Here is a 23073-nt window from a genome sequence, read left to right as displayed (position 1 = left end):
AGAAGTTAGTAGAAAGAATATTTTAAATTGTGAAGTCTCGCAATTATCAAAATCTTTGCAGTCATGGATTAAGGAGGAGTACATAATGGAAGACATGAATGGAATTGAAGTGAAGAATCTTGAAATCGGTGAAAAAGTTAAAGGAACAGTTACTAAGGTTGAAGAGAAACAAGTCTTAGTTGACGTTCAAGATAGCAAAGTGGATGGCATCATTCCAATTAGTGAACTCTCAAGCCTTCATATCGAAAAAGCTTCTGATGTAGTCAGTGAAGGGGATGTACTTGAGTTAATCGTGACGAAAGTTGAAGAAGAACTTCTGGTTCTTTCTAAACGTAAAGTAGATGCTGAAAAAGCATGGGAAGAAATGAAAGTTCGCTTTGAAAATGGCGACGTCTTTGAAGCGGAAGTGAAAGATGTTGTAAAGGGCGGACTTGTAGTTGATCTTGGGGTTAGGGGTTTTGTTCCTGCATCATTAGTGGAAGATTATTATGTTGAGGATTTCTCGGACTATAAGGATAAAACTTTAACGTTTAAGATTGTAGAATTGGATCAGGAGAAAAATCGTCTAATCCTCTCACACCGCGCTGTTGTAGAAGCAGAAAAGCAGCAGCAGAAGAAACAACTTCTTACTGATATTGAATCTGGTGCTGTTCTTGAGGGGACAGTTCAGCGAATTACAGATTTCGGAGCGTTCGTAGACATTGGTGGAGTAGATGGATTGGTTCATATCTCTCAGCTTTCTCACGAACACGTTGAGAAGCCTTCAGACGTAGTAACCGAGGGTCAGAAAGTACAGGTCAAAGTATTAAGCGTTGATCGTGACAACGAACGTATTTCTCTATCCATTAAAGAAACCCTACCTGGACCTTGGAGTAATATTTCTGAAAAAGCACCCAAAGGCAGTGTTCTGGACGGAGTGGTAAAACGCTTAGTATCGTATGGAGCATTTGTAGAAGTGTTACCTGGTGTAGAAGGACTTGTTCACATCTCTCAAATTTCACATAAGCATATCGGTACCCCTCACGAAGTCCTACAGGAAAACCAAGAAGTACAAGTGAAGGTATTGGATGTAAATGAGAATGATCAACGTTTATCTCTAAGCATCAAATCTCTTGAAGAAAAAGAGGAAGAAGTGACTGATTACGAAATGCCTGAGGAAAATACCGGATTCCAATTGGGTGAAATGATTGGTGACAAATTAAAAGATCTTAAGTAATGGTGATGAATTGTGACAAGAGCTCAAAGAAAGCAAGACCACATTAATTACGCTTTATCAACTGGCCAACAACGCAGAACAGGTTTTGATGAAGTTGCTTTTGTCCACCAAAGCTTACCGAATATAGCAGTAGATGACGTTCATCTACAGGCAAAAATTGGCGAACTTAATTGGAGTTCGCCAATTTTCATAAATGCTATGACAGGCGGCGGTGGTGAATCAACTTCTAAAATCAATGAAGAATTAACGATTCTTGCACGGGAAACCGGTCTGGCAATAGCTGTCGGTTCTCAAATGTCTGCACTTAAAGACCCTTCAGAACGTAACACATATAAAGTCGTTCGCCAACATAATCCAAACGGAATGGTTTTTGGGAATTTAGGAAGCGAAGCAACTGTTCAACAGGCAAAAGATGCCGTGGAGATGATTGAAGCCGATGCGCTGCAGATTCACTTAAATGTCATACAAGAATTAACTATGCCTGAGGGAGACAGGGATTTCAGAGGCGCTCTTGAAAGAATACAGGAGATTGCTGGGAGTATTTCAGTACCTGTCATTGTGAAAGAGACGGGTTTTGGTATCAGTAAAGAGGTTGCCGAATCCTTGTCCCACTCAAATATTTCAGCCATCGATGTAGGCGGCTTTGGCGGAACAAACTTCTCGAAAATCGAAAATCAACGAAGAAAACGAATGTTGGAATTTTTCGATGATTGGGGGATTCCTACTGCCATATCGATCGCTGAGACTCATGCAACATCCTTGAAACCAATCCTAGCTTCCGGAGGCATCCAAAATAGTTTAGACATCGTTAAGTCTCTAGGTTTAGGGGCATCTGCTGTAGGGATGGCAGGGGTCATTCTCAAACAGCTTCTGGAATCAGGTCTAAAGGATTCCATTGATGAAGTGAATCAGATTCATACGGATATTCAGTTTCTGATGTGTGCCCTGGGGTGTAGGCGTCTAGAAGATCTTCACAGCGTTCCACTCGTGTTGTCAGGGGATGTGTTTCATTGGCTGGAAGTTAGAGGGTTGAATCCTGCAAGTTATAGCAAAAGAACGTTTAATAAGTAAAAAGAACGAATTCTCTTTTGAGAATTCGTTCTTTTTTTCTTGCGTGAGTTGAGTTGTGAATTTTGGGTATTTTTGTAAAACGGCTGGATTAACCCATAAAACGGCTGGATTTTAGTTCAAATCGGCCTGATTCCTGGCCATTTCCGCTGGATTATCATTCAAAACGGCCGGATTATTTAGAACTTCGGCTGAATTATTGTTTGTCCAAATGATTTCCAGTCAAATACGCTTGTCGGGCCAACCCAGGCTACCTTTCCGTGTGACTTCGTCTTATGCTTGTCGCCTCTATCAAGCCGCCTCCGCTTTTCTTGATGTCCAGCTACAGGGGCTTGGGGCTCGAGGTCATAAGCCAAGTCACCCAAAAAGGCAAAGAACGCCTTTCTGGGTGACTCGTCTTATGCTTGTCGCCCCAGGGCGAGCCCCTTCCGCTTTTCTTGTTACCTTTGCCCCTTTTTGGCTTCTTCCGGTCCTTGCAGGCTTGTTGCTCCGTTGTAGTGCAGGCCCTGGTCTCGGTCTGATTCTACTCGTTTGCTTTGTTTTAGTTTCTTTTCTTGACGATCTTTACCCATCGTAAACACCTCCCTTTCTTATTTTTTCTTTGAAAAGTTGATTCATACATGAATGAGATACATAAAGATTTTCCATAATGTAGATAATAGGAGGGAGTGAGTGATTGTGGATGGGATCCTGTATTTATGGTTGCTTTGGGGAATTTGGATTTATACGACGTTTATGATGAATAAGGCGCACCCCTATCGTTTTCGCTATTCATTCTTGTGTTTAGTGTTATTATGCGTGTTTCCATATGGTGTAAAAGTAGGTTCTGTGGACGTCGCAGCACCGATTTTTATTATAGGCCTTATTTGTTTCCGTTACTTAAGAATTCTTAGTTTGAGAGAGAAGTTTTATATGTATGTAGCTATTCTGACGATGGGAATGCTATATGCAGGCATAGGATTAGTGGCTATTTATGATCCTGTTCTAATGTTTATCGATCGGAACCTTATCATTGCTCTATCGCTTGCTTTCCTGGGTGTTCTTTTCTATGGCTCATCTTCATACGTGCTCCGGATGATCGCTATTGCCGGCAGTAGTATAGTTGGAGAAGTCTTTCTGAGCATTCCGTTAAAGAAGGTAGGATTATTTTATCCTATCGGTGGCCCTGTTTATCTTGATGTCCTGGCTATTTCTACTGGAATCCTTTTAATCATTAAGTTGTTTGGAGAAATTAATCAGTATTTTAACGTCAAAGTACAATCAAACAAAGGGGAAATGAAAAATCTATGAATGAGTATGTGTATCCGGTCATCTTCGGAGTAGTAGTGGGGACATTAACCAGAATTTATATGCTGCGTACAGACTATCGCCAATATCCCACTTATTTGCATGGGAAGATTATACATATCGCTCTTGGATTTATTGCTGCTGGCTTAGGCACCATCGCGATTCCTGCTTTACTAGAGGAGAACTTCACGGCGATTACTTTCTTGACCGTTGCTGCGTCTCAATTTCGGGATGTGCGAAATATGGAGAGGAACACATTGACAGAGTTAGATGCATATGAACTTGTCCCTAGAGGGGCCACATACATTGAAGGGATTGCCGTAGCATTTGAAAGCCGTAATTACTTGGTTATTTTCACTTCTCTCTTAGCTACTTTAGCTTATATTGTCTTTAACTTCTATGTAGCGCTGGTGATCAGTGCGATATGTATGGTGATTGCACATAAGCTAATGGCTGGGGGCAGGTTAAAGGATATCGTAACGATTGAATATGTGAAGCCTCATTTTGATGGGGCCGGACTTTACGTTGATAATATTTACATCATGAATATTGGATTAAAGGTAAGACAAGAAGAAATTTTAAAGTATGGAATGGGGTTTGTCCTTTCTCCCAAATCATTCGATGCCAGATCAACGGTAGCGAACCTTGGTCAAAGGCAAGCGATTCTTCATGATATGTCTACTTCGTTGGGGATATTTAAAGATTCAGGCACTCCCGCATTAACGCCACTGGCCAAGAGAGATTTGGACGATGGTCGAATAGGTGTCTTCGTCCTTCCGCAGCGAAAGGATGTAGAGAAAGCCATTGCCATTCTTGGGCAGGTACCGACCTTGGAAAATGCGATAAGAATGCCATCTGAATCAAAGGCGAATCAAGAGGGGAGTAAATTAGAATGAGTACATCTATTCAGAAGTTTATTCTCGCGACGGTTACGACAACCCCTGAAAAGGTTCCAAGTGGAACGAGCGTCTTTTATTGTAAAACAGATGAAGAATTGCAGAAAATCTGTGCAAATTTAGAAGCGATACTGGATGGTATTGCTCATGAACTGGATGAAGGGCTATTTATCATTGTAAAACATTGATTGCCAGTTTATTCTTTTATTGATAAAATAGTTAAGTTAGGGGGGACTGTCCCATAAGGAAACAATACCTTAAGGGCCAGTCCTTCTTATTCATAGTTATAAAGATGATTGAAATGGCTAAAAAGAGGAAATGTAAGAATAGGACAACCTTCTTACAGAAAGGGTGAATAACGTGACAAAACCAGTAGTAGCAATCGTAGGGCGTCCAAACGTTGGGAAGTCCACGATCTTTAATAGAATAGTTGGAGAAAGAATATCCATTGTTGAAGATGTACCTGGTGTAACAAGAGACCGTATATATAGTTCTGCTGAGTGGCTGACTCATGAATTTAACATTATAGATACAGGTGGAATTGAACTGGGAAATGAACCATTCCTGGATCAAATCAGACAGCAGGCTGAAATCGCTATTGATGAGGCGGATGTGATCGTATTCTTAACGAATGGACGTGAAGGAGTAACAGCAGCGGATGAAATCGTAGCGAAAATCCTTTATCGTTCGAAGAAACCGGTCGTACTGGGGATTAATAAGATTGATAACCCTGAAATGAGAGAAATGATTTATGATTTTTACGCCTTGGGATTTGGTGAGCCGTATCCAATTTCTGGTTCACATGGACTTGGTTTAGGAGATCTTCTTGATGAGGTTGTGAAAAACTTCAAACATGAAGAAGAAGAGGATTATGCAGAAGATGTGATCAAGTTTTCATTAATTGGTCGACCAAACGTTGGGAAATCTTCCTTAGTCAATGCTTTATTAGGTGAAGAGCGTGTGATTGTGAGTAACGTTGCTGGAACTACAAGAGATGCGATTGATTCCTCCTACACTTATGATGGACAGGATTATGTCATCATTGATACTGCAGGGATGAGGAAAAAAGGTAAAGTATATGAAACCACTGAAAAATACAGTGTGTTAAGAGCACTTAGAGCAATCGAACGTTCCGATGTCGTCTTATCTGTCATTGATGGAGAAGAAGGGATTATCGAGCAGGATAAGAAAATTGCCGGGTATGCTCATGATGCAGGTCGGGCAGTCGTGATCGTCGTGAACAAATGGGATGCCGTTGAAAAAGACGAGAAAACCATGAATAAATGGGAAAAGAATATCCGCGAACATTTTCAATTCCTTGATTATGCTCCGATCGTTTTCCTGTCTGCTAAAACGAAGAGACGGATCCATACACTACTTCCGATCATTAATATGGCGAGTGAAAATCACGCTCTGCGAGTGCAATCGAGCGTGTTGAATGAAGTGGTCATGGATGCAGTAGCAATGAATCCGACTCCTACAGATAATGGTAAGAGACTCCGGATCTACTATGCGACGCAAGTAGCTGTCAAACCACCGACTTTTGTGGTATTTGTTAATGATCCTGAATTAATGCACTTCTCATACGAACGATTCTTGGAAAATAGAATCCGTGATGCATTTGGATTTGAAGGAACTCCTATTCGTATTATTGCTCGCGCAAGAAAATAATAAGGTGGGTGTAAAAATGAGAAATTCAAAGAAAGTAACTGTCGTTGGAGCAGGAAGCTGGGGTACGGCTCTTGCTATGGTCCTGGCTGATAATGGCTTGGAAGTAAGATTATGGGGACACAAAAAAGAACAGATCGATGAAATTAATACTCAGCATACCAACCAAAAGTACTTGAAAGAGATTAAACTTCCAGAATCTATCAAAGGGTATCACGATCTTAAAGAGTCTTTAGATAGCGTTGATACCATTATCCTGGCTGTTCCAACGAAGGCGATTCGCGGAGTATTAGGGCAGATTCAAGAGGTTCAAAGTGCACCATTAACCGTTGTTCATGTTAGTAAGGGAATTGAACCTGATTCCCTTCTAAGAATCTCAGAGATGATCGAAGATGAAATGGATCCTGCTAAATTACATACAGTGGTGGTACTGTCCGGGCCTAGTCACGCAGAAGAAGTGAGTCTGAGACACCCAACGACCGTGACCGTTTCCTCTAAGGATATGAAGGCAGCTGAAGAGATTCAAGACTTATTTATGAACATGAATTTTCGTGTGTATACGAATCCGGATATGCTCGGGGTTGAAATCGGTGGGGCCTTAAAGAATATCATTGCCCTTGCAGCCGGAATTACAGACGGCTTAGGATATGGAGATAATGCAAAAGCGGCTCTTATTACAAGAGGACTGGCAGAAATAGCCCGTTTAGGAACTAAGATGGGAGCTAACCCATTAACGTTTTCAGGTTTAACCGGTATCGGTGATTTGATCGTTACGTGTACAAGTGTACACTCTAGAAACTGGAGAGCGGGAAACATGCTTGGTAAGGGTCATAACCTTGATGAGGTCCTGGATAATATGGGGATGGTTGTAGAAGGTGTACGGACGACCAAAGCGGCTCACCAGCTGGCAGAAAAGTATGAAGTGAAGATGCCGATTACCAATGCTTTATATGATGTGCTCTTTAATAAGGTAGAAGCGAAAGAAGCGGTTGACCACTTAATGGGTCGTGTCAAGACAAACGAAATGGAAGACCTTGTGAATATTCTCGGTGAGCGGTTAAATTAAGCTGATTCTTTTACCATGGGATGCCTTATCATCTTTCAAGGACAATGATATATAAAGAAGTGGAAATTTCTTTCGTAAACATTGAATTAATCTTGGAATAATAGGCATTCGAGGATGCGAACCTTGATACTGTTGCATACACTGTGATGAATATATACAGCTTTGCCTATGGATGGGTAGGTCTCCCTTTGTTTAGAGCAGCTCAAGTATTTTAACATCAAACGATGATGAAATACTTGAGAGGCTCTTTTTTTTTGAAAAGTTCTGCTAAAGGATGTTATCGAGCAGGGTAAGTCTCTCTATCGGTTTGTAACAGATTGATGAACAACCATTCTTTTCTAGTCCTTTATAAAAATCTTATGATATAATACATTCGATAACAGGAGGGATGTACTTTGAGTTCGATGATGAAGATGTGGATTTCGTTTGCATCTATGGGATTCATGTTTTTTGCTATATTAACGATCTATTTTAGCCGGTATAAAATCAAACAAAAATTCTTGCGTTTTATAACAGCATTCATGGCCTACATACTGATGATTGCTGGTGGACTTATGATGATTTATATTGTATTTAGTGGACCGACCAATTAGGTTGCTGTCCGATTGAAAGGACGTTTTTAGATTGAAACGCTTAGGTTTAATTGCATTTCTTCTTATTTTTACTATGAGTATTCTTTCTGGATGTATGTACCCTGAGGAAAAGCTTAGTCAGAATCAGATCCCTTATGAAACGCAGGTGAAAGCTGTACAAGATGCGGTAGAAACCTATCAAAAGGACAATGATGGGTTACTTCCAATTAAGACCAGAGATCAGGATACTCCCATTTATCAGAAGTATCCGATTGACTTCAGAAAGCTTTCACCCCAGTACCTAGCAGAGATTCCAGGGAATGCTTTTGAAAACGGTGGGATTTTTCAATATGTGCTGATAAACGTGGAGGAAAATCCTCAAGTCAAGATTTTCGACCTTAGGCTAGCAGAACAAATAAGAGAATTGAAAATCAGAATTGAAGCTCAAGGCTATCCGCCATTTAAAGAAGAAGTAGCCAATAATGTGTATACATTAAATTATAAAGAACTGGGTTATGATGGTGAAGTGTATGTGAATAGCCCTTATTCAAACAAAAATCTTCCCCTTGTCATTAATGGGGATGGTGAAATTTTTGTAGATTACTCAATGGACTTATTTGAACAGATTGAAACCAGTGATAAAGAACTTGAACCTGGTGTGGATATCAGGAATTTACTTGTCGAGGACACCTTTTTTGTTCCGGCATATTCTTTACCCTATACGGTGGATGAAAATAACGAACCTGTCTTTATGACAAAATAGGCATAACCCTTCTCTTACAAAATATATTGTAAGAGAAGGGTTATTATTTTTATGTCATCCTTTATAGGGAAATTTCATCAAAACTAATGATCATAAATGCTCAGACATAATAAATTTTTATACTTTTAATCATAAGGGGGGAAAAATAGCATATTAATAGTCATAAGTCATTGGGACAACATCATAAATATAGAATGTGAGACAGAATACACGGATGAAACATCCCTGGAATATAAGATGGGAGGGAATCTCTTGGAAAGAGTCGATCTATTTAAGGACATTGCCGAAAGAACAGGCGGAGATATCTATTTAGGTGTGGTGGGAGCAGTCAGAACAGGTAAATCAACATTCATCAAGAAGTTCATGGAACTTGTGGTCCTTCCTAACATCGCCAGTGAATCAGAACGTGCAAGAGCGCAGGATGAATTACCTCAAAGCGCTGCAGGCAAGACCATCATGACGACTGAACCGAAGTTTGTTCCGAATCAAGCCATTTCCGTTCACGTGGATGAAGGCCTCGAAGTGAATGTGAGATTGGTAGATTGTGTGGGATATACGGTCCCGGGTGCTAAAGGGTATGAGGATGAAAATGGACCCAGAATGATCAATACACCTTGGTATGAAGAGCCTATTCCGTTCCATGAAGCGGCCGAGATCGGTACGCGTAAAGTCATCCAGGAACATTCCACGATCGGAGTTGTTGTGACAACAGATGGCTCTATCGGTGAAATTGGCAGAGGAGATTACATCCAAGCGGAAGAAAGGGTCATTGAGGAACTGAAAGAAGTGGGTAAACCATTTATCATGGTCATCAACTCGGCAAGACCTCATGCACCTGAGACAGAAGACCTAAGAGTGAAACTTCAGGATAAGTATGACATTCCAGTTTTGGCCATGAGTGTGGAGAGCATGAGGGACTCAGACGTTCTCAACGTGCTTAGAGAAGCACTATTTGAATTCCCGGTACTTGAAGTGAATGTGAACCTTCCAAGCTGGGTCATGGTTCTGAAAGAAGAGCACTGGCTACGACAGAACTATCAGGAAGCCGTGAAAGAAACCGTTAAGGATATTAAACGACTGAGGGACGTAGATCGTGTTGTTCACTACTTCAGTGAATTTGATCATATTGAACGTGCAGGACTTGCTGGAATCGATATGGGTCAAGGGATTGCGGAAATCGACCTGTACGCTCCGGATGAGCTGTACGATGAAGTCCTGAAGGAGATTGTCGGTGTGGAAATTCGCGGAAAAGATCACCTCCTTGAATTAATGCAGGATTTCGCACATGCGAAAGCGGAATACGATCAGATTTCTGACGCATTAAGGATGGTGAAACAGACGGGATATGGCATTGCAGCCCCGTCATTAAATGATATGAGCCTGGATGAGCCGGAAATCATCAGGCAGGGATCCAGGTTTGGAGTCAGCTTAAAAGCAGTAGCACCATCCATACACATGATTAAGGTGGATGTACAGTCTAAGTTTGAACCGATTATAGGTACAGAAAAACAGAGCGAAGAACTAGTGCGCTACTTAATGCAAGATTTTGAAGATGATCCACTTTCCATTTGGAATTCTGACATCTTCGGAAGAAGCTTAAGCTCCATCGTGAGGGAAGGGATTCAAGCGAAACTATCTTTAATGCCCGAAAATGCAAGGTATAAACTGAAGGATACGCTGGAAAGAATCATAAATGAAGGATCGGGTGGATTAATCGCCATAATCTTATAAATCGTGTGGCCTTCCTCGGAAGGTCTTTTTTTTGTGGAAAATTGAATGTCATAAAAGATTGGGGACAAAAAAATTGAATGAAATAGGAGAACTTGAACTTCTTGTTTCTTCTATTTCCAAACATGATATTGCTGTGTATATCTTATTTGTGAGCCTGGTTTTTGAAATGAATATTTATGAATTTCTCCTTGATATAATGGGTGTGTAATGACATGGGAATTAGCCTTTTAATACGTATAAACCCTTAATGATAAAGGGTTTGTAGTGTATTTATCCAAAGTAAAAAGTAAAAGTTAAATTGGTTTATTCAAAAATAAAAAGATCTCGTGAATGTTTAGAGGGTAATCAGGTTGGGAAGTAAGATAGAGTACCTGATGGGTGAGGGTATTAGTTGCAGTCATTGGAAAGAAGTGATAGGTTGAATAGACGGCAAGAATAAAGGGCTAGACAGGGATTCTATTACATTTGTGTTTCAAATAAGAAAAGATTCCCATTATTTCTTGATTTATTCTTGCTAAGGTTAATCTATTGTGATAATCTTTTAACAGAATTGTTGTTGAATATTGATTCAGCAACGTTTTCAAGCGTTTTTTCTACACTTTATGTATAGAATCCGCTAAACTTGTTTACTAATGATATTAAAGTAAATGAATCATGACTGAGACATTTCCTTGGGAGGAGGTGAATGGCATGAACAAGACAGAACTTATCAATGCTGTTGCAGAAGCTGCTGAGCTATCTAAGAAGGACGCTACAAAAGCGGTTGACGCTGTTTTCGATACAATTCAAAACTCACTTGCAAACGGTGATAAAGTACAATTAATCGGATTCGGTAACTTCGAAGTACGTGAGCGTGCAGCCCGTAAAGGTCGCAACCCACAAACAGGTGAAGAGATCGAAATCTCAGCAAGCAAAGTACCTGCTTTCAAACCAGGTAAAGCGCTTAAAGAAGCTGTAAAATAATTACATACTTTGAGCGTATCAGAAAGGCCGCATATTTATGCGGCCTTTTTTGCTTCTCATTTTTAGTATGGTTTCTCCTAACTGAAAATATGCACGAATCATATTCCTTTATAGACTGTTTTATAATATTATAAAACTTCTAAAGCACTAGTCTTTGATGACATTATGGGCTTGTGCTAATATTAACAATGTTACTATTTCTTTAAGTTATTTTAGGAGGACAACATAATGGCACAAGTCAATCACGGCCAAATAGAAGAAGCAGTTCGATTAATTTTAGAAGCTATTGGAGAGAATCCTAATAGAGAAGGTTTATTAGATACGCCTAAACGCGTGGCGAAGATGTATGCAGAAGTATTTTCCGGAATTGATCACGATCCGAAAGAATACTTTGAAACAATATTCAGTGAAGAGCATGAAGAGCTTGTGCTGGTGAAGGAAATTCCTTTTTACTCAATGTGCGAGCATCACTTGGTTCCTTTCTACGGTAAAGCTCATGTTGCGTATATTCCACGAGACGGTCGAGTGGCGGGCTTAAGTAAACTGGCCAGAGCAGTTGAATCTGTTGCGAAACGTCCTCAGCTTCAAGAAAGAATCACGTCCACAGTGGCGGATACCATCATGGAAACCCTGGAGCCCCATGGTGCCATGGTAGTGGTTGAAGCGGAGCATATGTGCATGACAATGAGAGGCGTGAAGAAGCCTGGATCAAGTACAGTGACAACAGCTGTAAGAGGCTCGTTTAAAGATAACTCTCAAGCACGCAGCGAAGTTCTTTCTTTTATAAAGAATTAGGAGTGGGCCAATGACGAATTCAAATGATTATATTGTGATTAAAGCGATTGAAGATGGTGTGAATGTGATCGGGCTGACGAGGGGAACGGATACCCGGTTCCATCATTCTGAAAAGCTTGATAAAGGTGAAGTCATGATTGCTCAGTTTACGGATCATACCTCTGCGATTAAAGTTAGAGGGAAAGCGACCATCGTCACAAGCTACGGTGAAGTAGAAAGTGATAACAAGAAATAATACTCTGAGAATGTTCGTTCCAGAGGAGAACCGGGTGGGACTGACTAAGAAGATGTGACCTTCGTAGTCGTCCCCTTTGTTATACACAGGATTATAAAGGGGCAAGTCGGATTCCCTATTGTTGAAGATTTTATGGTATAATATTTAATGCTGAAATTTTTAGACCGATACATAGTAGAAATGGGGATTATAGGGTATGAAATTCATTGATTGTAACCATCAAGCGAATATCATTCATCAATACATAGAAGAGCAGTTACATCACTCTTATTTAAAGGAATACATCGATCAACCATACATTGATCGGGACCGGATTTATTTCCTGCTCCTTCCTTTTGTAAGTGGGGGACGGACCTTGAATAAAGAAGTTGTACAATGGATTTCGACTGCCATGTTATTGCAGATAGCCCTTGATACCCATGAAAAGGTTACAATCTCTGAGCTTGATCCATTGAAAGAGAGGCAGCTTACGGTTCTTGCAGGAGTATACTTTAGCAGCCTTTATTACAAAATCCTTGCTGACACAGATGATGTGGACCTTATCGCGACTTTAGCGAAAGCGATTAAAGAGATTAACGAAAGCAAAATTTCCATCTACAAAGAGGAACATCAAAATCTTGATGAGCTAATGGCAAGCTTAAAGACAAGAGAATCAGCGATCGTTTCAAACTTCTTTCGTTTTTTTGAAGATGACAAATGGAGCATGATTGTTGAGCAAGCCCTTTTATACAAGAAGCTTGTCCAAGAGAGAATTTGTATTGAGCATGCACAGAATACGAGCTTCATAAAAGCGCTGTCGACTTTAACAAACGATTCATGCAGTGAAACACCGTCTTTAAAGCTAACGAAGGAAGAGTCCAGACATTTGCTTTCAAAGCTGGATAAATTAATCGCGTCAACGAAGAAAACAATTCAAACTCAGTTAGAGAACATAGAACCGGTAACACCATATTTTAAAAAGTTGATTGTAGAGCTATTGCCTTATGCTGAGCCTGAACCTATGACCAAACTATATGCGGAAGAAGGGTAAATCGAAATGCAGCAGTCCAAAGAACAAAAAGTCCACGGAGTATTTGAAAAAATATATTCCAATTATGATAAGATGAATTCGGTAATTAGTTTCCAGCAGCATAAAAAGTGGAGAAAAGACACCATGAAACATATGAATGTGGAGCCGGGCTCAAAGGCTCTGGACGTTTGCTGTGGAACCGCGGATTGGACGTTAGCTATAGGAGAAAAAGTCGGAGAAACGGGCAAGGTAGTGGGGCTGGATTTCAGTCAAAATATGCTCTCGATCGGCCGGGAGAAAGTAGAACATTCCCACCTGAACAATATCGAGCTCATTCACGGCAATGCTATGGAGCTGCCATTTGACGATAACACGTTTGATTATGTAACAATCGGGTTCGGCTTACGAAATGTACCCGACTACCTCCATGTTTTGAAAGAAATGAATCGTGTGGTAAAACCTGGTGGAATGGCTGTATGTCTTGAAACCTCTCAACCAACCATGTTCGGATTCAAGCAGATGTATTACTTGTATTTTCGCTTTGTGATGCCGGTGTTTGGAAAGATTTTTGCTAAGAGCTTTACTGAATACTCCTGGTTACAGGAATCGGCAAGAGATTTTCCGGGGATGAAAGAGCTTGCAAAGATGTTTGAAGAAGCCGGATTTAAAGATATACACGTGAAACCCTATAGTGGCGGAGTGGCTGCTATGCATTCAGGCAGAAAGTAAGAAATTCGTAAATTAGGTGGAAAAACTATGAAGCTAAACAGTATGTATTCGTTTCTAAAAACGGATATAGATGAAATTGAAAAGGAACTTGAAGTTGCGATTGAGTCAGAATCACAACTTTTACAAGAGGCGTCCCTTCACCTTCTACAAGCAGGTGGTAAAAGAATCCGACCTGTTTTCGTCTTGCTGTCTGCAAAATTCGGACAATATGATATTAACATTGTGAAAAATGTAGCAGTGGCTTTGGAGTTAATTCATATGGCATCCCTTGTTCACGATGACGTGATTGATGATGCAGAGTTAAGAAGAGGAAAGCCAACGATTAAAGCTCAATGGGACAATCGTATCGCCATGTATACCGGGGATTACATCTTTGCACGCGCTCTTGAGTATATGACGAATATTAAAGCACCTGAAGCGCATCAAATACTTTCTCACACCATTGTTGAAGTGTGTAAGGGTGAAATCGCTCAAATAAAAGATAAATATCGATTTGATCAAAACCTGAGAGATTACCTGCTCAGAATCAAACGTAAAACGGCTCTGCTTATTGCTGTAAGCTGCCAGATTGGTGCTATCTCTTCAGGGGCTCCTGCAGAAATCCATCGACGCCTATATCGCTTTGGTTATAATGTGGGGATGAGCTTTCAGATTACAGATGATATATTAGATCTTACAGCAAGTGAGGAAGAACTTGGAAAGCCTGCTGGCAGTGACCTTTGGCAAGGGAATATCACCCTGCCGATTTTATATGCAATGGAAAAACCTGAACTTAAAACAAAGATTGAAAGAGTGACTGAATATACTTCTCCAGAAGAGATGAAAGAAATCATTTCGTCCATCTTGGCGACCGATGCGATAGATCGATCCCATCAGCTTAGTAGAATGTATTTGGACAGGGCGTTGGAAGATCTGAATCATCTCCCTTACAACCGTGTGAAGAAAACATTAAAAAATATTGCAAACTTTATTGGTAAGAGAAAATATTAAGAAAATTTAAAATGGAAACGTTGCCAAAAACCCCAATCAGTGTTACTATTTTCGTGGGATGTCCTTAGGACTTCTATACATACATATTTAGGAGTGGGGAAGATGGAAAAGACATTTTTAATGGTAAAGCCGGACGGCGTACAAAGAGGGTTAATCGGTGATATCGTATCACGTTTCGAAAAAAAGGGCTTTCAATTAGTTGGAGCAAAGCTTATGAGTATTTCAAATGAGCTAGCTGAAGAGCATTACGGTGAGCACAAGGAAAGACCATTCTTTGGAGAACTTGTTGACTTCATTACTTCTGGACCTGTGTTTGCGATGGTTTGGCAAGGTGAAAACGTCATCACCACAGCTCGTGGAATGATGGGCGCTACAAATCCTAAGGATGCTGCTCTTGGTACAATCCGAGGTGACTACGGCTTAACAGTCGGAAAGAATATCATCCATGGATCTGACTCTGCTGAAAGCGCTGTTAGAGAAATCGCATTATTCTTTAAAGAAGAGGAACTAATTGAATATTCTAAGTTAATGAATGAGTGGGTTTATTAATCTTCGTACAATATTTAGAAAAGCAAGTCGTTTAAGACGACTTGCTTTTTTTTGCTTGTTGGATTAACTTTTCTCATGAATGTTCGATATAGTTAATATAGATATATACTTAAAAGGTGCAAAGAGAGTGAATCCTATGTCCAATGATTATAATGAATTTATACAGGGGATAAAACGCAAAACGGGAATTGATTTATCCCTTTACAAAGAAGCCCAAATGAAGCGGAGATTAACGGCCCTATACGAAAAGAGGGGATACGGAAGTTTTCAAGAGTTCTTCAGTAGCATGACACGGGACAGAGAGGAAATGGAAGAATTCCTGGATCGGATGACGATTAACGTTACAGAGTTCTACCGCAACTATAAGCGGTGGGAAGTACTTGAGAAGAAAATTTTACCGAGACTGTTACGTGAACAGAAAACCCTTAAAGTCTGGAGTGCAGCCTGTTCTACCGGGGAAGAGCCCTACACCCTTGCGATGATGCTGTCAAGGTACATACCCCTTTCTCAAATATGCATCAACGCTACAGACATTGATAAGAATGCGATTCAGCGAGCGAAGAACGGTATCTATCCAGAGCGATCACTAAATGAGGTCCCAAGAGAGATGATAGCCCGATTTTTCACTCAAGAACCTCCCTTTTTTAAACTGAATGAAGAAATTAAGAGAGTCGTTACATTTAAGCAACAGAACCTTTTGGTTGACCCGTTTGAGGAGAACTATGACTTGATCGTTTGCAGAAATGTGTTAATTTATTTTACAGAAGAAGCAAAAAACATCTTATATAAAAAATTCAATGCTTCACTAAAAACTGGCGGCGTACTATTTGTAGGAAGTACAGAACAAATCTTTAACCCTTCTCAATATGGCTTTGAAACAGAAGACACATTCTTCTACAAAAAAATATAAAAACGACGATGTAATCTGCATATAGTGGACGGCTGAATTGTTCCTTTCGAGTAACAATTCAGCTAATGCGTTCATATATAGTGGGTTCACATCGTTTTTTAATCTCAGGGAAAGAGATTGTTAGAAAATTTTTAAACTTAAGGACTAGGAAATGACATAAATTCTATGTTATATTGGTACATAATTCTTTAACGAGTTGAAGGGGGAAAGTAAATGAGATACTTAACATCTGGAGAATCACATGGACCACAATTAACGACCATCATTGAAGGGCTGCCTGCTGGAATGCCTTTAGTAGCAGAGGATATCAATGATAACCTGGCAAGAAGGCAAAAAGGGTATGGTCGTGGTCGAAGAATGCAAATCGAAAAAGATCAGGCCTCCATTGTAGGGGGAGTTAGACATGGATATACTCTGGGATCTCCTTTAGGACTGGTTGTGGAGAATAAAGACTGGACTCACTGGACGAAAGTAATGGGTATCGAAGCTCTCGAGCCTGGAGAAGAAGAAGAGGTAAAGAGAAAGATTTCAAGACCAAGACCGGGGCATGCAGATCTCGTTGGTGGCATGAAATATGGACATAGGGACCTGAGGAATGTATTAGAAAGGTCTTCAGCGAGAGAAACGACTGTTAGAGTGGCGGCAGGAGCCGTTGCCAAAAAATTGTTAAAGCTATTAGGTATCGAGGTTGTCGGTCATGTTCTTGAAATAGGTGGTATTAAAGCAGAGAAACTACACTATGATTCTATCAGTGAACTCAAGTATATAACCGAAGAATCTCCGGTAAGATGCCTGGATGAAGAAGCGGCACAAAAAATGATGGACTTAATAGATCAGGCGAAACAAAATGGAGATTCCATTGGTGGGGTTGTGGAAGTCATCGTAGAAGGTATGCCCTCAGGAGTTGGAAGTTACGTTCATTATGACCGCAAGCTTGATGCGAAGATTGCCATGGCAGTGATGAGTATAAACGCATTCAAAGGGGTTGAATTCGGCTTAGGATTTGAAATGGCCCGAAAACCGGGAAGTGAAGTTCACGATGAAATCGCCTGGAGTGAAGAACAAGGGTACTACCGAAAAACAAATCGTTTAGGCGGTTTTGAAGGCGGCATGACGACTGGAATGCCGATCCGTGTAAAAGGTGTCATGAAGCCCATTCCTACCCTATATAAACCATTGCAAAGCGTGGATATTGAAACGAAGGAACCATTTAAAGCAAGCATTGAGAGATCGGATAGCTGTGCGGTACCTGCTGCCAGCGTAGTGGCAGAAGCCGTAGTTGCATGGGAGCTTGCGTCTGCTATTGTAGAACAATTTCACAGTGATCAATTCGATAAGCTTTCTGAAGATATCAATAGACAACGTCAAGAATCAAGGGAGTATTAATGAATGAAACATGTAACCATTCAAACTGCTTCCAAAACGTATGAAGTGAAAATTGGAGTAGAAATGACGAATGAAATTGTTTCTTTTATTAAAAAGTCCTTTCCTGATATTTCTAAGTTATGGATCATTGCTGATAAAGAGGTCTACAAGCTTCATGGAGCAGCTTTCTCAGAGATTTTAAGTCAATCTTATGAAGTGACGACTTATGAGGCTCCTAAAGGCGAACACGCGAAAAGCTTCGCCATTTATGAAGATGCCATCACACATGGGCTGAAAAATCATGTCGATCGAAGGTCGCTGGTGATAGCATTCGGAGGCGGGGCCATCGGTGATCTTGCTGGTTTCGTCGCTTCCACCTATATGAGGGGAATCCCATTCATAGGCGTCCCTACAACGATACTGGCTCATGATAGTGCTGTCGGAGGGAAGGTTGCGATTAATCATCCCCTGGGTAAAAACATGGTAGGGCAGTTTTATCAGCCTGAAGGTGTGTTTTTTGATTTAGATTATTTTACAACTTTACCCAGAACTGAAGTGCTATCAGGATTCTCTGAAGTGATCAAGCATGCTTTTTTATCCGATCGATCCTTTTTACAAGAATTAATGAATTCGTTCCATTCTCCGGAAAAAATGGATAAGGAATTTTTAACAGATTCCCTAATGAAAGGGATTCGTGTAAAAGGGGATATTGTTTCAAAGGACGAAAGAGAGTCGAATATACGAGCTTTTTTAAATTTTGGACATACGTATGGGCACGCTGTTGAAAGTGCCAGCGGCTACGGAAATCGCACACATGGTGAATCGGTAATGATCGGGATGATCTTTGCTCTGTATCTTAGTGAACAGTACTGCGGACTTTCATTTAATCTACAAGAATTTATTAAATGGGTCACTACACTTGGCTACAATCTAAACATTCCGCCTCATATCACATTTGACACTTTATATGAGGGAATGAGACATGATAAGAAATCCCAATATGGAAAACCTGTTTTTGTGTTATTGAAGGATATTGGCGAGCCAGTAATGGTGAAGGTATCTGCCGGGGATTTAAGACGGGCAGATGAGTTTATCCGCCAGTTGTAAAGCCTACTCTGGATTTAATTAAACCAGCACTAACAAATAGAGAGTTTTTAATAAAAGGAGAAAAAGGGTGTGGAAGAATGATCAGGGGAGTTCGAGGCGCCACTACAACGGATTGTGATAATGAAAAGGAGGTTCTCCTTTCAACTGAAAGTCTCTTAAAGGAAATGATTTTACATAATAATATTATGGCAGAGGATGTTGCATCTGTATTTATTTCTGCCACGAGTGATATTACGAGCGTATTTCCGGCTAAAGCATTAAGAAGGTTCGAAGAATGGAAATATGTACCCGTTATGTGTATGCAAGAGTTGGATGTCCCGCATGGATTGTCATACTGTATTAGAGTGATGATTCACTATAATACATCAACACCTCAGAAAGACATTCAACATATTTACATGAAAAATGCAGTCAGCTTACGGCCTGACTTGAAAGATAACTAGCCTCTCTTTAATGAAAACGACTGAAAGGAAGTTAAACATGAAGTGGAAATCTCAGATTCAAAATCTTAAAGCATACCAGCCCGGGAAAACGATGGATGATGTGAAAGAACTATTCAATCTTGAGAAAGTAGTGAAGCTTGCTTCAAATGAAAATCCATTTGGATGCTCAAAGAAGGTGGAAACCTTTTTAAAAACAAACGCTTTTTCACATGCCATTTATCCCGACGGCTACGCGAAAGAATTGCGTATGAAGGTGGCTGAACAGCTATCTGTGGGCCCTGGACAATTACTGTTCGGGAATGGTTCAGATGAAGTGATTGAGATCATATCAAGAGCTTTATTAGACGGTGATAAGAGCACGGTGATGGCTACACCGACCTTCCCTCAGTATAAGCACAATGCCATTGTTGAAGGAGCGGAGATAAGGGAAGTTCCCCTTGATCCGGCTGGTAAACATCAGTTAACCAAAATGCTTGCTGAAATTGATGAAACTACCTCAGTCGTTTGGCTTTGTTCACCAAACAATCCAACAGGGGAATATATTCGCAGTGAAGAGCTAATTTCATTTCTGGATGCTGTTCCTGCACATGTATTAGTCGTATTGGATGAAGCCTATTATGAATATGTTGTGGCCGAGGATTACTATGATTCATTGGAATTATTAAAATCGTACCCTCAATTATTAATTACACGTACTTTCTCAAAGGCATACGGATTAGCAGGCTTTAGAGTAGGATTCGGAATTGCGAATGAAGATGTGATTAGGAAATTGGAGCCAATCCGTGAACCGTTTAATAATAATGCTTTAGGTCAAGGAGCCGCTGCCGCAGCCGTTGAAGACCAGGAGTTTATTAGAGAATGCAGGGATCACAATCGTAAAGGGCTGGAACAGTATTACCAGTTCTGCCGGGAACACGGTCTACATTTTATTCCATCACAAGCAAACTTTGTGTTAATCGATTTCGGTGTTAGCGGTGATGATGTGTTTCAATACTTAATGAGCAAAGGGTACATTGTGCGTTCCGGAGAGGCTCTGGGGTATCCTAACTCTGTAAGGGTAACCGTCGGCTCTCATGAACAAAACGAAGAGGTTATTGAAAAAATGAAGGAGTTTTTAGTCCTTCAAAACCGAGTGTAAGAAGGAAAATGATGGTCGGAAGGGCTTCGCTATGTGAGCCCTTTCCGACTTTTTTCAAATCATATGAGGGGGACAATTATGAAAGGGACGGTATTGGTCATTGGCATGGGTTTAATCGGAGGATCATTGGCGCTCTGTATCAAGAGCGAACACCCCGATGCTAAAATCATTGGCCATGATGTTAATCATAAAGAATTAAGGTTGGCGAGGTCACTGGGAATTATCGATGAAATGTCTCTTTCCTTACAGTCTGCTGCTGAAAAAGCGGATCTCATCATCATTTCCACTCCAGTATTTCAAACTGAAAGGATCATTGAGCAATTTCAATCATTCGCCTTGAAAGAAACGGTTTTAATCACCGACACGGGGAGCACGAAAGAACAAATTATGATGTGTTCCGAGCAGCTGACTTCAAAAGGTTTTCAATTTATTGGTGGTCATCCAATGGCGGGTTCTCATAAAAGCGGTGTTGCAGCCGCTAAAAAAATCTTATTTGAAAATGCCTTTTATATGCTGACTCCCAGTCCTGATGCTTCTGACAAAAAAGTGGAAGAGCTTCAAAAGTGGCTGAAAGGTACTAATGCCAAATTTCTGATCGTAGAACCAAAGGAACACGATGAATTAACGGGTACGATTAGTCACTTTCCACATATTGTAGCCGCTTCTCTTGTTCATCAGGCGAAAGAGTCATCTGTACAGCACCCATATTTGCGACGACTGGCTGCTGGCGGTTTCCGTGATATTACACGGATTGCCTCGTCTAACCCGACAATGTGGAAGGATATCACGCTCCAGAACAGAACGGTGTTGCTTTCTCTCCTCGAACAATGGAAATCAGAGATGGATGAGGTAATGACCATCATCGAAGAGAACGATTCACAGAAAATCTTTGATTACTTTAGTGAAGCGAAAACCTTTCGAGATGATCTCCCAATCCTTGAAAAAGGGGCAATTCCTTCGTTCTATGACCTATTTGTTGATGTACCGGATTATCCGGGGGTGATTTCTGAAGTTACAGCTTACCTCGCACATGAAAACATAAGCTTAACAAACATTAGAATCCTGGAAACGAGAGAAGATATTTACGGAGTATTAGTCATTAGCTTTCAAACACTGGAAGATAGAGAAAGAGCTTTAAACTGTTTAAAAGAAAATACGGGCTATGAATTATTCTTAGGATAAAGGGTGATAAGGATGGAAGGAAAGAAGAAATTAATAAACCCCCAAAAAGGCCTTAATGGAGAACTGCAGGTCCCTGGGGATAAATCTATTTCCCACCGGGCTGTTATGTTTGGTTCAGTCGCTGAAGGAAAAACGGTTATACATAATTTTCTTATGGGAGAGGATTGTTTAAGCACAATCGAATGCTTCCGTAAGTTAGGCGTAGACATTAAAGTGACAGAGGAAAAAGTAATTGTCACGGGCGAAGGATGGGATCATTTAACAGAACCACAGGACATCCTGGATGTAGGAAACTCGGGTACCACGACTCGTCTTATCATGGGGATTTTGGCAGGAAGACCATTTCATTCAATCCTTATTGGGGATGACTCGATTGCTAAACGCCCAATGAAAAGAGTGACGGAACCATTAAAGAAGTTTGGAACAATAATAGACGGTCGTTCGGAAGGTAACTATACTCCATTGTCGATTCGGGGGGGTAACCTTAGAGGGATTCAATATACATTGCCTGTAGCCAGTGCACAGGTGAAATCTGCCCTACTATTAGCAGGACTTCAGGCTGAAGGAACAACTGAAATTGTAGAGCCGGAAAAAACGAGAAATCATACGGAAAAAATGATCATCGAATTTGGGGGTCATATCGAGAGGCATGGAGATACAATCAAAGTAAAGGGCGGTCAGGTATTGAAAGGGACTGAAGTCTATGTCCCAGGAGATATTTCTTCAGCAGCCTTCTTTATGGTAGCCGCTGCAATCGTACCTGATAGCAGAGTGCTTCTGAAAAATGTCGGTCTTAACGAAACCCGTGTAGGGATTGTAGAAGTGATGAAGCAAATGGGGGCATCCATAGAAATAATGGAGAGTTCGAAAGATGGAGAACCGATAGGTGATATTCTGGTGGAATCTTCTGATCTTACTGGCATTGAAATTGGGGGTGACCTGATTCCTTCGTTAATTGATGAAATTCCTGTTATCGCTTTGTTAGCTTCCCAGGCAAAGGGGAAGACAACCATTAAGGATGCAGAAGAATTAAAAGTTAAGGAAACAAATCGTATCGATGCCATTGTTCAAGAGCTCGGGAAGATTGGGGCTGACATTCAAGGAACAGAGGACGGGATGATCATTGAAGGGAAAACGCCATTACATGGCGGTGAGGTCCATTCCTGGGGTGATCACAGGATTGGTATGACACTGGCTGTAGCTTCTTTAATAACGGATTCTGACGTCTATCTTGAAGGAGCGGGTGCAGTGAACATTTCGTATCCAGCATTCTTTGAGCATATAAATCATCTGATAAAGAAATAATGTACAGTAACTCTTTGAGGGAGGTGTTTGGACTGGGGTTTAGTCCTTTCACCTCTCCTTTTATATGAATGCATAGCATGATTTCA

General features: G+C 40.7%; 26 protein-coding genes. 25 read left to right on the top strand and 1 reads right to left on the bottom strand.

Annotated elements, in window-relative coordinates:
- Positions 1–82 precede the first annotated feature (82 nt).
- Together rpsA and fni are read left to right on the top strand one after the other, a co-directional pair.
- Entirely contained in the window at positions 83–1216 is a 1134-nt protein-coding gene (gene rpsA / locus AAEM60_RS14215; RefSeq protein WP_299739571.1) for a 30S ribosomal protein S1, read from the top strand.
- A gap of 12 nt (positions 1217–1228) precedes the next feature.
- Positions 1229–2287, top strand: a complete 1059-nt coding sequence (gene fni, locus AAEM60_RS14210) for a type 2 isopentenyl-diphosphate Delta-isomerase (RefSeq protein WP_299738019.1) — start codon at positions 1229–1231, stop codon at positions 2285–2287.
- Positions 2288–2724: 437 nt separating this feature from the next.
- Here the strand turns inward: fni and AAEM60_RS14205 are convergent, their stop codons facing one another.
- A complete protein-coding gene (locus AAEM60_RS14205) occupies positions 2725–2856 on the bottom strand; it encodes a YpzI family protein (RefSeq protein WP_299738017.1) in 132 nt (43 codons plus the stop codon).
- A 100-nt stretch (positions 2857–2956) separates the two neighbouring features.
- Between AAEM60_RS14205 and AAEM60_RS14200 the strand changes: the two genes are divergently transcribed.
- The 23 genes from AAEM60_RS14200 (at position 2957) to aroA (ending at position 22987) form a co-directional block, all read left to right on the top strand.
- Positions 2957–3574 carry a hypothetical protein gene (locus AAEM60_RS14200; RefSeq protein ID WP_341356546.1) on the top strand — a complete coding sequence of 206 codons (618 nt, stop codon included), beginning with the start codon at positions 2957–2959 and terminating at the stop codon, positions 3572–3574.
- Positions 3571–4467: a YIEGIA family protein gene (locus tag AAEM60_RS14195; RefSeq protein ID WP_299738013.1), complete on the top strand. Its 897-nt coding sequence runs from the start codon at positions 3571–3573 to the stop codon at positions 4465–4467. The genes AAEM60_RS14200 and AAEM60_RS14195 overlap by 4 nt, the downstream gene beginning before the upstream one ends.
- Positions 4464–4655, top strand: a complete 192-nt coding sequence (locus AAEM60_RS14190; RefSeq protein WP_299738011.1) for a hypothetical protein — start codon at positions 4464–4466, stop codon at positions 4653–4655. The genes AAEM60_RS14195 and AAEM60_RS14190 overlap by 4 nt, the downstream gene beginning before the upstream one ends.
- A gap of 172 nt (positions 4656–4827) precedes the next feature.
- Positions 4828–6138, top strand: coding sequence for a ribosome biogenesis GTPase Der (der, locus tag AAEM60_RS14185; protein WP_299738008.1), 1311 nt, complete (start codon positions 4828–4830; stop codon positions 6136–6138).
- A gap of 16 nt (positions 6139–6154) precedes the next feature.
- Complete coding sequence (locus AAEM60_RS14180; protein WP_299738006.1) at positions 6155–7201, top strand: NAD(P)H-dependent glycerol-3-phosphate dehydrogenase; 1047 nt, start codon at positions 6155–6157, stop codon at positions 7199–7201.
- A 404-nt stretch (positions 7202–7605) separates the two neighbouring features.
- The gene (locus AAEM60_RS14175; RefSeq protein ID WP_299739569.1) at positions 7606–7794 is read left to right on the top strand and encodes a DUF2768 domain-containing protein; all 189 of its coding nucleotides are present in this window, start codon (positions 7606–7608) and stop codon (positions 7792–7794) included.
- A gap of 31 nt (positions 7795–7825) precedes the next feature.
- Entirely contained in the window at positions 7826–8536 is a 711-nt protein-coding gene (locus tag AAEM60_RS14170; RefSeq protein ID WP_299738004.1) for a hypothetical protein, read from the top strand.
- Positions 8537–8788: 252 nt separating this feature from the next.
- Positions 8789–10267: a stage IV sporulation protein A gene (gene spoIVA, locus AAEM60_RS14165; RefSeq protein WP_299738002.1), complete on the top strand. Its 1479-nt coding sequence runs from the start codon at positions 8789–8791 to the stop codon at positions 10265–10267.
- A gap of 73 nt (positions 10268–10340) precedes the next feature.
- Positions 10341–10475: a hypothetical protein gene (locus AAEM60_RS14160; RefSeq protein ID WP_341356545.1), complete on the top strand. Its 135-nt coding sequence runs from the start codon at positions 10341–10343 to the stop codon at positions 10473–10475.
- A gap of 482 nt (positions 10476–10957) precedes the next feature.
- Entirely contained in the window at positions 10958–11230 is a 273-nt protein-coding gene (locus AAEM60_RS14155; protein ID WP_034758336.1) for an HU family DNA-binding protein, read from the top strand.
- Positions 11231–11458: 228 nt separating this feature from the next.
- Positions 11459–12025, top strand: a complete 567-nt coding sequence (gene folE / locus AAEM60_RS14150; protein WP_299737997.1) for a GTP cyclohydrolase I FolE — start codon at positions 11459–11461, stop codon at positions 12023–12025.
- Positions 12026–12035: 10 nt separating this feature from the next.
- Complete coding sequence (gene mtrB, locus AAEM60_RS14145) at positions 12036–12260, top strand: trp RNA-binding attenuation protein MtrB (protein ID WP_044336317.1); 225 nt, start codon at positions 12036–12038, stop codon at positions 12258–12260.
- A gap of 196 nt (positions 12261–12456) precedes the next feature.
- Complete coding sequence (locus AAEM60_RS14140; RefSeq protein ID WP_299737995.1) at positions 12457–13290, top strand: heptaprenyl diphosphate synthase component 1; 834 nt, start codon at positions 12457–12459, stop codon at positions 13288–13290.
- A 6-nt stretch (positions 13291–13296) separates the two neighbouring features.
- Entirely contained in the window at positions 13297–13998 is a 702-nt protein-coding gene (locus tag AAEM60_RS14135) for a demethylmenaquinone methyltransferase (protein ID WP_341356544.1), read from the top strand.
- 27 nt (positions 13999–14025) lie between these two features.
- Entirely contained in the window at positions 14026–14988 is a 963-nt protein-coding gene (gene hepT, locus AAEM60_RS14130; protein ID WP_299737990.1) for a heptaprenyl diphosphate synthase component II, read from the top strand.
- Between the two features lie 102 nt (positions 14989–15090).
- Positions 15091–15537: a nucleoside-diphosphate kinase gene (ndk, locus tag AAEM60_RS14125; protein WP_299737988.1), complete on the top strand. Its 447-nt coding sequence runs from the start codon at positions 15091–15093 to the stop codon at positions 15535–15537.
- 136 nt (positions 15538–15673) lie between these two features.
- A complete protein-coding gene (locus AAEM60_RS14120; protein WP_299737985.1) occupies positions 15674–16447 on the top strand; it encodes a protein-glutamate O-methyltransferase CheR in 774 nt (257 codons plus the stop codon).
- Between the two features lie 213 nt (positions 16448–16660).
- Entirely contained in the window at positions 16661–17833 is a 1173-nt protein-coding gene (gene aroC, locus AAEM60_RS14115) for a chorismate synthase (protein ID WP_299737983.1), read from the top strand.
- 3 nt (positions 17834–17836) lie between these two features.
- Entirely contained in the window at positions 17837–18919 is a 1083-nt protein-coding gene (gene aroB, locus AAEM60_RS14110; RefSeq protein ID WP_341356543.1) for a 3-dehydroquinate synthase, read from the top strand.
- 77 nt (positions 18920–18996) lie between these two features.
- Positions 18997–19362 carry a chorismate mutase gene (aroH, locus tag AAEM60_RS14105; protein ID WP_299737978.1) on the top strand — a complete coding sequence of 122 codons (366 nt, stop codon included), beginning with the start codon at positions 18997–18999 and terminating at the stop codon, positions 19360–19362.
- A gap of 37 nt (positions 19363–19399) precedes the next feature.
- Entirely contained in the window at positions 19400–20500 is a 1101-nt protein-coding gene (hisC, locus tag AAEM60_RS14100; protein WP_299737976.1) for a histidinol-phosphate transaminase, read from the top strand.
- Between the two features lie 78 nt (positions 20501–20578).
- Positions 20579–21682, top strand: a complete 1104-nt coding sequence (locus AAEM60_RS14095) for a prephenate dehydrogenase (protein ID WP_341356542.1) — start codon at positions 20579–20581, stop codon at positions 21680–21682.
- 12 nt (positions 21683–21694) lie between these two features.
- Positions 21695–22987, top strand: a complete 1293-nt coding sequence (aroA, locus tag AAEM60_RS14090) for a 3-phosphoshikimate 1-carboxyvinyltransferase (protein ID WP_341356541.1) — start codon at positions 21695–21697, stop codon at positions 22985–22987.
- Positions 22988–23073 lie beyond the last annotated feature (86 nt).

Origin of the sequence: Rossellomorea sp. y25 (assembly GCF_038049935.1) — a bacterium.
Lineage (GTDB): Bacteria > Bacillota > Bacilli > Bacillales > Bacillaceae_B > Rossellomorea.
The sequence above is the reverse complement of the archived record's forward strand: the minus strand, read 5'-3'. Positions and strand labels throughout refer to the sequence as shown.

What these genes read in the sequence shown, in the direction of transcription:
- AAEM60_RS14205 (WP_299738017.1), bottom strand. Translation starts at nt 2,856, where the DNA reads ATGGGTAAAGATCGTCAAGAAAAGAAACTAAAACAAAGCAAACGAGTA.
- AAEM60_RS14195 (WP_299738013.1), top strand. Translation starts at nt 3,571, where the DNA reads ATGAATGAGTATGTGTATCCGGTCATCTTCGGAGTAGTAGTGGGGACA.
- AAEM60_RS14190 (WP_299738011.1), top strand. Translation starts at nt 4,464, where the DNA reads ATGAGTACATCTATTCAGAAGTTTATTCTCGCGACGGTTACGACAACC.
- AAEM60_RS14180 (WP_299738006.1), top strand. Translation starts at nt 6,155, where the DNA reads ATGAGAAATTCAAAGAAAGTAACTGTCGTTGGAGCAGGAAGCTGGGGT.
- AAEM60_RS14175 (WP_299739569.1), top strand. Translation starts at nt 7,606, where the DNA reads ATGATGAAGATGTGGATTTCGTTTGCATCTATGGGATTCATGTTTTTT.
- AAEM60_RS14155 (WP_034758336.1), top strand. Translation starts at nt 10,958, where the DNA reads ATGAACAAGACAGAACTTATCAATGCTGTTGCAGAAGCTGCTGAGCTA.
- folE (WP_299737997.1), top strand. Translation starts at nt 11,459, where the DNA reads ATGGCACAAGTCAATCACGGCCAAATAGAAGAAGCAGTTCGATTAATT.
- mtrB (WP_044336317.1), top strand. Translation starts at nt 12,036, where the DNA reads ATGACGAATTCAAATGATTATATTGTGATTAAAGCGATTGAAGATGGT.
- AAEM60_RS14140 (WP_299737995.1), top strand. Translation starts at nt 12,457, where the DNA reads ATGAAATTCATTGATTGTAACCATCAAGCGAATATCATTCATCAATAC.
- AAEM60_RS14135 (WP_341356544.1), top strand. Translation starts at nt 13,297, where the DNA reads ATGCAGCAGTCCAAAGAACAAAAAGTCCACGGAGTATTTGAAAAAATA.
- hepT (WP_299737990.1), top strand. Translation starts at nt 14,026, where the DNA reads ATGAAGCTAAACAGTATGTATTCGTTTCTAAAAACGGATATAGATGAA.
- ndk (WP_299737988.1), top strand. Translation starts at nt 15,091, where the DNA reads ATGGAAAAGACATTTTTAATGGTAAAGCCGGACGGCGTACAAAGAGGG.
- AAEM60_RS14120 (WP_299737985.1), top strand. Translation starts at nt 15,674, where the DNA reads ATGTCCAATGATTATAATGAATTTATACAGGGGATAAAACGCAAAACG.
- aroC (WP_299737983.1), top strand. Translation starts at nt 16,661, where the DNA reads ATGAGATACTTAACATCTGGAGAATCACATGGACCACAATTAACGACC.
- aroB (WP_341356543.1), top strand. Translation starts at nt 17,837, where the DNA reads ATGAAACATGTAACCATTCAAACTGCTTCCAAAACGTATGAAGTGAAA.
- aroH (WP_299737978.1), top strand. Translation starts at nt 18,997, where the DNA reads ATGATCAGGGGAGTTCGAGGCGCCACTACAACGGATTGTGATAATGAA.
- hisC (WP_299737976.1), top strand. Translation starts at nt 19,400, where the DNA reads ATGAAGTGGAAATCTCAGATTCAAAATCTTAAAGCATACCAGCCCGGG.
- AAEM60_RS14095 (WP_341356542.1), top strand. Translation starts at nt 20,579, where the DNA reads ATGAAAGGGACGGTATTGGTCATTGGCATGGGTTTAATCGGAGGATCA.
- aroA (WP_341356541.1), top strand. Translation starts at nt 21,695, where the DNA reads ATGGAAGGAAAGAAGAAATTAATAAACCCCCAAAAAGGCCTTAATGGA.